The organism is Leifsonia naganoensis (assembly GCF_013410615.1).
Classification (GTDB): Bacteria; Actinomycetota; Actinomycetes; order Actinomycetales; family Microbacteriaceae; genus Leifsonia; species Leifsonia aquatica.
This window is the reverse complement of the sequence record NZ_JACCHJ010000001.1, coordinates 1,264,755-1,276,452: the sequence shown is the minus strand read 5'-3', so window position 1 is coordinate 1,276,452 and position 11,698 is coordinate 1,264,755. Positions and strand designations below refer to the sequence as shown.

General features: G+C 69.8%; 9 protein-coding genes. 4 read left to right on the top strand and 5 right to left on the bottom strand.

Annotated elements, in window-relative coordinates:
* Positions 1–39: 39 nt before the first annotated feature.
* The 3 genes from HNR14_RS06090 to ctaD are packed head-to-tail and all read right to left on the bottom strand — an operon-like array spanning position 40 to position 2,610.
* Positions 40–651 (bottom strand): vitamin K epoxide reductase family protein, encoded by a 612-nt coding sequence (locus tag HNR14_RS06090; protein ID WP_179700318.1) that lies wholly within the window; start codon positions 649–651, stop codon positions 40–42.
* A gap of 4 nt (positions 652–655) precedes the next feature.
* A complete protein-coding gene (locus HNR14_RS06085; RefSeq protein ID WP_179700317.1) occupies positions 656–904 on the bottom strand; it encodes a hypothetical protein in 249 nt (82 codons plus the stop codon).
* Positions 901–2,610 carry an aa3-type cytochrome oxidase subunit I gene (ctaD, locus tag HNR14_RS06080; RefSeq protein ID WP_179700316.1) on the bottom strand — a complete coding sequence of 570 codons (1,710 nt, stop codon included), beginning with the start codon at positions 2,608–2,610 and terminating at the stop codon, positions 901–903. Before ctaD ends, HNR14_RS06085 begins: the two co-directional genes overlap by 4 nt.
* Positions 2,611–2,748: 138 nt before the next feature.
* Between ctaD and HNR14_RS06075 the strand changes: the two genes are divergently transcribed.
* Positions 2,749–3,372: a helix-turn-helix domain-containing protein gene (locus tag HNR14_RS06075; RefSeq protein WP_179700315.1), complete on the top strand. Its 624-nt coding sequence runs from the start codon at positions 2,749–2,751 to the stop codon at positions 3,370–3,372.
* Between the two features lie 12 nt (positions 3,373–3,384).
* Here HNR14_RS06075 and HNR14_RS06070 read toward each other — a convergent pair whose 3' ends face one another.
* Positions 3,385–4,263: a hypothetical protein gene (locus tag HNR14_RS06070; RefSeq protein ID WP_179700314.1), complete on the bottom strand. Its 879-nt coding sequence runs from the start codon at positions 4,261–4,263 to the stop codon at positions 3,385–3,387.
* Positions 4,264–4,358: 95 nt separating this feature from the next.
* Complete coding sequence (locus tag HNR14_RS06065) at positions 4,359–6,893, bottom strand: MMPL family transporter (RefSeq protein ID WP_179700313.1); 2,535 nt, start codon at positions 6,891–6,893, stop codon at positions 4,359–4,361.
* Positions 6,894–6,978: 85 nt separating this feature from the next.
* Here HNR14_RS06065 and HNR14_RS06060 point away from each other — a divergent pair, with 85 nt between their 5' ends.
* The 3 genes from HNR14_RS06060 (at position 6,979) to HNR14_RS06050 (ending at position 11,693) form a co-directional block, all read left to right on the top strand.
* Positions 6,979–7,560 carry a TetR/AcrR family transcriptional regulator gene (locus tag HNR14_RS06060; RefSeq protein ID WP_179700312.1) on the top strand — a complete coding sequence of 194 codons (582 nt, stop codon included), beginning with the start codon at positions 6,979–6,981 and terminating at the stop codon, positions 7,558–7,560.
* 247 nt (positions 7,561–7,807) lie between these two features.
* On the top strand, positions 7,808–11,254 hold the full coding sequence (locus HNR14_RS06055) for a DUF7507 domain-containing protein (protein WP_179700311.1): 3,447 nt from the start codon (positions 7,808–7,810) through the stop codon (positions 11,252–11,254).
* A 31-nt stretch (positions 11,255–11,285) separates the two neighbouring features.
* Positions 11,286–11,693 (top strand): hypothetical protein, encoded by a 408-nt coding sequence (locus HNR14_RS06050; protein WP_179700310.1) that lies wholly within the window; start codon positions 11,286–11,288, stop codon positions 11,691–11,693.
* Positions 11,694–11,698 lie beyond the last annotated feature (5 nt).

Here is an 11,698-nt window from a genome sequence, read left to right as displayed (position 1 = left end):
GATCCTCCGCCAGCCTAAGACGTCGGGCGGGCGCGCGCGTCAGGCGAACGCGCGGTGGATCCAGTCGAGCTGGATCTGCGCGAGCACGGCGACCACCGCGTAGCTCGCGACCGTGAGCACGGGGACCCAGCCGTAGAGCGTGGCGAACAGGCGGCGCGCTCGTTCGGGGACGGGGATGGTGCCCGACTTCAGGTTGTACAGCGTCACGCCCCAGAAGGTCGGGATGGTGACCGCCCACGTGACCATGCACCAGGGGCAGAGGATGTGCAGCACGGTCAGCGATGCGGTGATGAGGAACACCACCAGCGCCAGCGCGAGCACGACGCCCGCGTTGAGGGCGATCCAGAACCAGCGGGCCAGGCCGCCGCGGCTCGCCAGCACGGCGACGCCCGCGGCGATCGTCGCCGTCCAGCCGATCAGTCCGAGCAGCGGGTTCGGGAACCCGAGCAGCGAGCCCTGCCACGAGGCGAGGTTCGTCGCGCAGCCGATCAGGACGTTGAAGCTGCAGGTGAGCTGCGCGTTCGGGTCGCGCAGCATGTCCAGCTTGTCGATCGTCAGGAGGAAGGCGGCGGCCAGGCCGATCGCGCCCGCGACGATCAGCCAGATCGCGAGCAGGCGCGGCCGCGGGTCGAGGCGGGAGGCGGTGGTCATCGGTTCACGCCGGCCACGGAAGCATGCAGATGCCCACGACGAGCATGGTGGCGGCTGCGATCGCCGCGGCGCCGGCGGCGGAGTGCCGGCGCGCATCCCGGGTGGAGCCCCACAGCTCGGCCCGCGCGCAGGTGCGCTCCGCATCCCGCACGATCTCGCCGGTGCCGGGGAGGCCGAGGTCGAGCACCCCGCGCCGCGCCTGCTGGCGGATGCGCGCGGCCTCCTCGACCGTCATCGCCGTCGCGCTGCTCATCGCGCCGGCTCCGACTCCTCGGCGGTGAGCGGCTCCGGCGCCCCGGCGGTCAGCGGCGCGAGCTGAGCGCCGGTGCCGTGGTGCAGGTCGAAAGCGGGCGACTCCGAACGGATGCGCGGGATCGACGTGAAGTTGTGCCGCGGCGGCGGGCAGCTCGTCGCCCACTCGAGCGATCGGCCGGTGCCCCACGGGTCGTCCACGGTGACCTTCGGCGCGCGACGCCAGGTCAGGTAGATGTTGACCAGCAGCGGGATCATCGACGCCGCCATCACCGCGGAGCCAAGCGTCGAGAGCTGGTTCATCCAGGTGAAGCCGTCCTGCGGCAGGTACGTGGCGTATCGACGCGGCATCCCGATGACGCCGAGCCAGTGCTGGATGAGGAAAGTCATGTGGAAGCCGATGAACAGCAGCCAGAAGTTCCACGTGGCGAGCGTCTCGTTGAGCATCCGCCCCGTCCACTTGGGCCACCAGTAGTAGAGGCCCGAGAAGGTCGCGAAGATGACCGCGCCGATCAGGACGTAGTGGAAGTGGGCGACGACGAAGTACGTGTCGGACACGTGGAAGTCGAGGGGCGGCGAGGCGAGGATGACACCGGTCAGGCCGCCGAACGTGAAGTTGATCAGGAACCCGATGGCGAAGAGCATGGGCGATTCGAACGTCAGCGAACCCCGCCACATCGTGCCGACCCAGTTGAAGATCTTCACGCCCGTCGGCACCGCGATGAGCATCGTCATCAGCGAGAACCAGGGCAGGAGCACGCTCCCGGTCACGTACATGTGGTGCGCCCACACAGTGATAGACAGGGCGGCGATCGCGACGGTGGCGTAGACGAGGGTCTTGTACCCGAAGATCGGCTTGCGGCTGAAGACCGGGAGGACCTCCGAGATGATCCCGAAGAAGGGCAGCACGATCACGTAGACCTCGGGATGGCCCCAGAACCAGAAGAGGTGCTGCCAGAGCAGAGCGCCTCCATTCGCCGCGTCGAAGATGTGGGCGCCGAAGACGCGGTCCGCCATGGCGGCGACGAGGGCCGCGGCGAGCACCGGGAACGCCATAAGCGCCAGGATCGACGTGATGAGCGTGTTCCAGGTGAAGATCGACATCCGGAACATCGTCATGCCCGGCGCGCGCATGGTCATGATCGTGGTGATGAAGTTGACCGACGAGAAGATCGTCGCGAAGCCGAGCAGGACCGCGCCGGCGAACCAGAGGGTGTTCCCGAGTCCCGGCGAGAAGGTCGTCGAGGCGAGCGGCTGGTAGGCGAACCAGCCGAAGTCCGCGGCGCCCTGCGGGGTGAGCAGGCCGCCCGCGGCGATGAGGCCGCCGAACAGGAAGCACCAGAACGAGAACGCGTTCAGCCGCGGGAACGCCACGTCGGGCGCCCCGAGCTGCAGCGGGATGATGACGTTGGCCGCGCCGGTGAAGAACGGCATCGCGTAGAGCAGCAGCATGATCGTGCCGTGCATCGTGAACATCTGGTTGTACTGCTCGCCCGACAGGATGTGCAGGCCCGGCTCCATCAGCTGCGCGCGGATGAGGAGCGCCATGATCCCGCCGATGGCGAAGAACACACCGGATGCGACCATGTACATGTAGCCGATGGTCTTGTGGTCCGTGGAGGTGATCCAGCTCACCACGATGTTGCCCTTGCGGGTCGGGCGGGTGAGCGCTCGCTGCTGCGGAGGGTCCGTGATGGTCGCGGTCATCCCTCGATCGTGGTGGCCGGGGGAGACGTGCCGCCGGGCGGAATGCCGGAAATAATACATACGTTGTGGCAGGCCCCGAGCCCTTCTACGATGTGTAGAAAAGCCGCCCCGTCCGGGCCGGGGAGCGGAGAAGAGCACGTGGCGCAGCGGCAGTCGACCGGCCTCCGGCGAACGTTGGTGTCATCGCCGCGCATCCGGCTCCTCGCACGCCTCCAGCAGGAGAGCCCGCAGACCGCGCCGCGCCTGGCGGAGGATGTCGACCTCCATCACAACACCGTCCGCGAGCACCTGGAACGCCTGATCGACGACGGCTTGGTCGTCCGCACGACCGAGCACCGCACCGTGCGCGGCCGTCCGCAGGTGCTGTACTCGGCCGCCAACGGGCTCGACGGGGCGAGCGAACGCGCACGAACCCAGACCGACGACGCGATCGCCCTGGGCCGCGCGTACCGCCAGGCGTACCCCGTCTCAGCGGAGGCCGGCACCGACACCGACACCGCGGCAGACGCGCAGCTCGATGTGCTCGAGGACTACCTCGACCGCTGCGGCTTCGAGCCTCGCGTCGACCGGCCCGCCCTCGAGATCCGGCTGACCTGTCCCTTCGGCGACCTGCGCTCCGAGCTCGCCGACTCCCTCTGCACGGTCGACCGGAAGGTGGTGTGCAGCGTCGTGGCGCGGGTCGAGGGCCCGCTCGACGTGACCGGCATCACGCCGACAGCGGATGCCGCGACGTGCGTCCTCACGATGAAGCGGCGGCTCTAGAACCGCCGGACGCTACTCCAGCCCGAGCTCGCGGCGCCAGTGCGCCAGGAACTCGGCGCCGGCGTCGTCGTGGATGGCGTCGCCGATCGTGATCACCTCGTACGGGCGATCCAGGATGCCGTCGGCCGGGCGCACATCCACGTGCGCGACATCGAAGCCGGCGTCGTGCACATAGTCGGCCATCTTGTAGTCGCTGCGGGAGTCGCCGACCGAGCGCCAGCGGCGGGGGAGCGGACCGCGCTCGGCGAAGTACTCGAAGGCGCGCTGCGCACCGCGGTCCTTGTCGAGCAGCACCGACTCGATGTCCGTCGAGATGATCGTCGGGTCGATTCGGAACGGCACCTCGCCGGCGGCGTCGGGCGTCGAGCGCTCGCCGTAGCGCAGGCCGATCCCGAGCGCGGTCAGGAGCTCGTACGCCGCATCCTCGAACCGGGGCTGCGCCTCCTTGTAGACGTCCGACTCCACGTCGGTGCGCTGCTCGACCGAGATCATCGCGCGCTTCGTCTCGTCGAAGAACATCGTGTCCGCGAACCGTTCCCGCACGAGAGAGCGGATGCCGTCGACCGCCTCCGTCGAGAACGCGACCGACTCGTCGACCGTCACGTCACCCATCCCGTCGGCCGTGATCGGCGCCCAGGCGCCGCCCTTCTCGAAGACGCCGAACATCCGGGCACCCTGCTGCTCGAGCGCATCCCCCAGCCCAGCGTCGAGGAGCGGCGCGACGACCTGGTGGCGGATGAAGTCGCCGGAGCGCCCCGTGATGAACGCGATCGGCACCCCGGCCGCCGCGATCGCGACGAGGTCGGTGACGATGCTGCGCACGTTGATGGTGCGGGTGACGGGACTGGCGAGCGGGCCGTCGACGTCGAAGAGGAGTCCGAGATTGTGCACACCCCATTCTCGCCGATGGTGCGCAGCCTCACATTCGTCACGAATGTCGTGAAAGCGACGCCCGAAGGCGACATTCGTGACGAATGTGATGACGGCTAGCGCGTCGGGAGGGGCTCCGCGTCCGTCGCGGGCGCCGCCGCCGCGTCCACCGGGGCGCCGTCGACGTGGTGCCGGCGCTCGAGGTTCGCGCCCTCCACATCCACGTTCGGGAGGATGCGGTCGAGCCAGCGGGGCAGCCACCAGGCGCCGCGCCCGACGAGGTGCATCAGAGCCGGCATGAGCAGCATGCGGACCACGAACGCGTCGAGCAGCACGCCGAAGGCGAGGCCGAAGCCGAGCGACCGGATGATCGTCGAGTCCGAGAAGATGAACCCGCCGAAGACCGACACCATGATGATGCCCGCCGCGATCACGACCGAGCGGCCGGCGCGGAAGCCCTGTGCCACGGCCAGGCGCGCGGGGGAGCCGTGCACGTACGCCTCCCGCATCCCGGTCGAGAGGAAGAGCTGGTAGTCCATCGCCAGCCCGAACAGGATGCCAACGAGGATGACCGGCAGGAAGCTCAGGATGGGTCCGGTGGTGTGGATGCCGAACAGCGCGCCGAACCAGCCCCACTGGAAGACGGCCACGATCGCGCCGTAGGTCGCGAACAGGGAGAGCACGAAGCCTCCCGTCGCGATCAGCGGCACCACGAAGGACCGGAACACCACGATCATGATGATCAGCGACAGTCCGACGACGACCGCGAGGTAGAGCGGAAGGATGCCGACGATCTTCTCGGAGATGTCGATGTTGCTGGCCGCCTGCCCGGCGACGCCGAGCGTGATGCCGTCGCCGACCGCGGGCAGGTCGCGCACGAGCTGCTCGGTGGAGGCGCTGCTCGGCCCCTCCTTCGGCACCACCTGGAACGCGGTGAGCCGGTGGTCGTCCGAGACGGCGATCGGGGCGACGGCGGCGACGTCGGACTGGTCGGCGAGCTTCTTCGCGATCGTCAGCTGCGTCGCGGTGACCTGGTCGTCGTCGAGGCCGGCGGGCAGCGTGGCCGAGACGAGCAGCGTGCCGTTGGCGCCGGCGCCGAAGGAGTCCTCGATCACCTGGTACGCGCGGGCGGTGGTGGAGCCGGCGGGCTCCTGGGCGCCGTCCGGGAGCCCGACGCGCATCGTGAGGATGGGCGCGGCGATGACGAGAAGGCCGACGATGGTGGCGACGACGGTCACCACGGCGCGCCACGTCTTCATCGGGCGCACCGGCTTCTGAGCGCGGCGTTCATGGGCGGCGGCGCGGGCGCGGGCCTTCTTGGTGAGCACGCGCATCCCGACCAGGCCGAGGAGGGCGGGCGTCAGCGTGATCGCGATCAGCACGGAGACGGCCACGGCGATCGCGCCGGCGGTTCCCATCAGGCCGAGGAACGGGATGCCGGTGACGTTGAGCGCCAGGAGGGCGATGACGACGGTCGCGCCGGCGAAGACGACCGCGTTGCCGGCCGTCCCGGTGGCGAGGCCGATCGACTCCCGCACCTCCGCGCCCTGGAGGAGCTGCTTGCGGTGCCGGTTGATGATGAAGAGCGCGTAGTCGATGCCGACGGCCAAGCCCAGCATCACGCCGAGCACGGGGGTGACGGAGGCCATCTGCACCACGCCGGAGAAGGCGAGGGTGCCGACCGCGGAGATGGCGACGCCGAGGATGGCGGTGACGAGCGGGAGCGCGGCGGCGATGACCGAGCCCAGCATCACGAGCAGCACGATGGCGGCGATGATCACGCCGATCAGCTCGCCGACGCCGAGCACCTCGGGCACGCCCTGGGCGAGCTCGGTGGAGAAGTCGGCGGTGACGCCCTCGACCGGGTCCTTCTCGAAGTGGTCGATGACGGCGTTCTTCGACTCCTCCGAGAGCTCGAGGCGCGGCTTGTCGAACGCGACGCTCACGAGCGCGGCGGAGCCGTCGGAGGAGACGAGGCGGATGTCCTTCGCGAGGCTGAGGAGTTCGGCACCCTGGTCGAGCTTCGCGGTCTGCGTCGTCAGCTCGGTGCGGCCGTCGGTGAGCTTCTGCTGCTGCTCCGCGAGCTGGGCCCTGCCGGCGTCGAGCTGCGCCTGCTGCGCATCGAGGGCGGTCGTGGGCTGCCCGGCGGCGACGAGCTGCTGCTTCGCGGCGTCGAGCTGCGCCTGGGCCGCATCCAGCTGGGCTGTGCCGGCGTCGAGTTGCGTCTGCCCGGCGTCGAGCTGCGCGGTCGCTGCGGTGATCTTCGCCCGGCCGTCGGTGATCTGCTGCTGCTGGTCGGCGCGCTGCTTCTCGGTCGAGAACGGGTCGGTCACGCCCGAGACGTCGGGCAGGTCCTTGGCGCTCTCGATGCGGTCGGCGATGGCGGTCTTCTGCGCATCGGTGAAGGCCGAGCCGTCCTTCGTGGTGAGCACGACGGTGCCGGAGGCACCGCTGAACTTCGGCAGCTTCTTCGCCAGATCGTCGGTCACCGCGCCGGAGGCCGTGCCCGGGATGTCGAAGCTCGAGCTGAGCCCCTTGTAGCCGATGAGGAACCCGGCGCCCGCGATGGCGAGCACCACGATCCAGGCACCGATGACGACCCAGGCCCGCTTGGCGGATCCCTTTCCCAGGCGGTACAGCAACTCGGCCATCTCATCCTCTCCCGTGGCGTCCACGCGCCGACTCAGTCGATGATACGCACCGTCTCGTATCGAAAGATGAACATAGGATGTGAGGATGACGGGCCGCAGCGGACGCTCGCGCAGCGAGGAAGCGCGCGTCGCCATCCTCGAGGCGACCGCGCGGCTCTTCGCGACCCGCGGCTACGACCACATGTCGATCGAGGGCGTCGCCTCCGAGGCGGGTGTCGGCAAGCAGACCATCTATCGCTGGTGGGGCTCGAAAAGCGAGCTCGTGGTCGACTGCCTGGTCGAGGGCGTGCTCATGCCCGAGCCGCTCATCCCGCCGGACACCGGCGACCTGCGCGCCGACCTGGTCTCCTGGCTGCACGACGTCTTCCACGTGCTGCAGCGCTCGGAGGGCGAGAACCTCATCCGGTCGTTCGCCGCGGCCGCCGCCGAGAACGCCGAGGTCGCGCGCCGCATCCGCGACAAGCTCGGAGCGGGTTCGGCCCTCTCGGCCCGCCTGGAGTCGGCGGTGGCGGCGGGCCAGTTGGCGCCCACCGTCCCGATGTCCGAGTTCGGCGAGGTCCTCGTCGGTGCCATCATCCTGCGCGCCCTGGCCCGGGTCGAGACCGACGACGCGTCGGCCGAGCGGCTGATCGCGGTCGTGCTCGACGGGCCCGCGCTCGACCGCTGAGCGGTACGCGTGACTCCTCCTCTACATCCTGAAAGTACTGCTCCGTCTACGGAGGACCCGCCCGTCGACACGGAACTTTCGTCGCGTGACACTGAGACCAGTGCAGCAGGCTCCAATGAGGCATATATGCCCGATACATTTCCGGTGGCCCTGTCCATGGGTGCGGTGATGCGGTGAGCGGAGTTTCGATATGCGCGGAGATGCGCCCCTGATCGGTCGGTCCTGGTGGAGGCGTGCGCTGGGCCTAATGATGGCCGCGCTGATCGCCGTCGCCGCCCTCGCGGGGACACCGGCGGCGGCCGTGGATGCTGGCCTGTCCGATCCCGTGGGCGAGTTCGCGTCGGTCGAGGTCGCTGTGCTCTACGACGGTCAGACCCCCGGAGCGCTGGACGACGGCCCGTCGAACGGGATCGTCGCGACGAACGACGTCGTCGGCTTCGCCTGGAACGTCACCGCGACGGACCTCAGCGGCGGAGTCCTCCGACAGACCCTCCCGGAGGGCTGGACGTGGGATCAGCAGAGCCTGCTCCCGGCGAACAATTCGACGGACTTCTTCCGCGTGACGGGGACGATCAGCCCCGACGGACGGACCCTCACGGTCGTCGTCGAGACGCTCGCACCGGGGAACCCCGCGCACTTCGAACTCGGGGCGCTCCGCGCCATCCCTTCGTCGGACGTCCCGAACGGCTCGGTCTACGCAGCGCAGCTCAGCGCGCGCGACGCAGCCGGCGAGACCACTACGACGGCGCCCGCGATCACCGTGGTGAGCGAACCCCGCGTGGAACTGTGGAAGTCGTACGTCGCGACCGCGGCGAACTCGCGAGCACACGACTTCGGTGACGGTGCGGGAGCGGTCGATGCGCGGTACATCGACTACCGTCTGAGCGTCAGGGAGCCTGAAGGCGAGTTCGCGATCGGTGCCTCCGTTGCGACGCTCGGGCAGCCGCTGGTGCTCGGCGACTCCTTCACGGTGATCGGCGCGAACGCGGCGGCGGAGTTCCAGGGCGAGGTGACGGCGACATCCGTCCCGGGAGCGAGTGCGGAGCTGGTGCAGACCGGCCAGACCTTCACCGTCAGCCTGGACGGTTTCGGAGCCGTGACCGCGGCCTGGATCGACGTGCGGATGTGGGTGCGGTACTCGGACCTTCCCAGTTCGGGATCGGCACTGACCGTGACCAACTCGATCGCACCGGTCGGCGACTGGTTGACCGCGGACGGGGTGCCGATCACTGTCGACCGGACGAATACGACCGTGGCCCGCACGATCTCCCGCCCCGCCGACACCGTGCCGGCATACGCGTCCAAAGCGATCTATCTCTTCGCCGATCAAGCCGTCACAGGCGATGTCACGGGCGACCCGGCCCAGCTGTCGTCGGAGTTCATCGCCCTCACCACGGGCACCGCGCTCGATCGGGAGGTCGCCCCGGGCTCGCTGGTCGCGTCCCGGTTGCGGGTGCGGGCGGGGACGGTCGCGGAGCTGTCGACCGGTCTGACGAATCTCGTCGCGTACGACTTCTGGAACCCCGGCGAGCAGCAGATCGTCGACGGCGCCTCCATCTTCGTCGGGCAGAACCTCGCGACCTCGTCGATCTCGTCCACCCGCTACACGGTGCAGTACACCTCCGGTGGGGACGCTGCCCACCCCGAGGCGAACCCGTGGTTCGACACGATCGAGGCCGCCGGCGGCGTCACGGCCGTCTCCGGCATCCGCATCGCGTACACCGGGGGCACCTGGAAGAAGGACGCCGATCCGTTCTACGCGTGGTTCACCGTCGGCGTGCCCTTCCGGCTCGTCGGCGCGGTCGGCACGCAGGTCGCCGACACCGCCACCAACCGGTACGACGAGAACAGCGCCGGCCTCTCCGTAAGCTCGTACATCGCCGTCGGCAGCCACCGACTGTCGACCGAGGTCGCGTCGTCGGCGAGCTCGATCATGTCGGGTGGCGCCATCGACTATGCCGTCACCCCGATCGCGACCGCCCCTCCCGGCGCCGAGTACGTCGCGACGATGCAGGGCCTCGGGGTCGACGTCACCGTACCGCCCGGTCTGCGCTCGGTGCAGGTCGACGACGTGCCAGACGGATGGAGCGTCACCGTGGTGGGGGACGCCGTCTCCGGGATGACGCTCCGGTACACGTATGACGGGGAGTGGGACACGTCCCGCGTGCTGCCGACGTTCACCTACCATGTCGTGACCGACATCCTGGCACCTGCCTCGAGGGCGTTCGTCACGACGGCGACCGTTCATGCGACCGGCAATCTGCAGACCGAGGCCACACGCACCAGCGTGAACACGGTCTCGGTGCAGCAGGTCGCCGCCGTGAGCGAGCAGAAGCTCGTCGTCGGCGACAGCACCCTGCAGCCCGGGGACACCGCGCGCTGGGAGGCGCGGTGGTACAACACCTCCAGCTCGAGCGCCGGCCGGTCGCATTTCATCGACGTGCTGCCCTTCGACGGCGACGGGCGGGGGAGCGCCTTCACGGGGGACCTCGTGGTCACCGGCGCCGAGATGACGGGCGCAGCCTCCGACGGGATGCAACTGCAGTACACGACGGCGCCCGGTGCCGAGGTCCGTGCCGCCGGGGAGGCAGAGAGCGGGATCGAGTGGGTCGACACAGACGGTACGGATCTCGCGGGGATCTCCGGCGTCACCGCGCTGCGCGTCGTCGTCGAGGACTTCGGCGCCACGGTGACCGGTTACATCGCGCTCCAGGTCTCCGCGCGCATCGACGGAGCCAAGGACGGCGACCGCTTCGTGAACACCGTGGACACCTGGCTCGGCGTCGGCGGTCACCTCGGCGAGTCGAACCGAGCGACGATCGACGTCGTCGCCGGAACGATCGGCGGCACGGTCTGGCTCGAATCGCCAGATCCCCGCCTCCTCACCGACCGGCGGCCGGTTCCCGGCGCTACGGTCAGCCTGCTCGACGACCAGGGCGAGTCGGTCGCCGTCGCGACGACCGATGCCGACGGCCACTATCTGTTCGACGGCCTCCGGGGTGGCGGCTACCGGACGATCGTCGACCCCACGACACTCGGCGCCGCGGACCGCGAGCACATCGTGAACGTGTTCGACCGGGACGGGAACGTCGACAACGACTCGGGGCCCATCGCACTCGAGGTCGGCGAGACGGTCGGCGAGGTCGACTTCGGTTACCGCTTCGATCCGATCGCGATCGCGCTCGACAAGACAGGGCGCGTCGGGAATGATCCTCACCCCGGCGACCCCGTGGAGTGGACCTTCACGATCACGAACACCGGCGCGACCGATCTGCTGGGTGTGACCCTGATCGATCATCTCGACGGTGTCCGCGATCTCTCCATCGCGTGGGGTGACGGCACGCCGGGTGAGCTTCCGGCGGGGGCGAGCGTCAGCGCCACGGCGTGGTCGCCGCTCGGCGCAGCCGACCTCGCCGCCGGCTCGATGACGAACACCGCGACGGCGGAGGGGACCGGCCCAGGCGGGATCGTCGTCACAGCGGACGCCGACGCGACGGTGACCTGGACGATCCCCGTGCCCGGTGCCGTGCCGGGGGATGATTCCCCAGAAGCCGGGAAGACCACCCCAGGTGGTCTGGCCGTCACGGGCACTGACGGCCGATCCGGCGCCCTGGCGGGACTCGGCGCTGTCGGTGTGCTGGCGCTCGGCGCCCTCGCGCTGCTCGTCTCGACTCGGCGCCGACGGACGCACTGACCGTTCGAGCGCGCGGCGTAGCCTGGGACGCATGACGCGCTACGCGATCGACGCCGCCGTCGCGCTGCGGCTGGTCGGATCGGCGGAGCCCGTGCCGGCGCTCGCCGCAGGAGCCTCCCTCGTGGGGCCGGCCGTGCTGCGTTCCGACGCACTGCGCTTCCTGTACGCGGACGTCCGCGCGGGAGACCTTGATGAGCGGGAAGGTCGCCGTCGCCTCGAGCGGCTCGCCGGGCTCCGCATCCGGCTCCTCGGCGACAGGGTGTCGCGCGCGACCGCCTGGCGGCTCGCCGTCGAGCTCGGCTGGGACGATCCGGGGCCGGCCGAGTACCTTGCCGTCGCGACGCTGCAGGCGGACGTGCTGGTCACGCTGGACCCGCTGCTCGAGCGAGCGGCGGCCGGCCGCATTTCGACCGCACCGATCGACGTACTCCTGAACTGAACGGG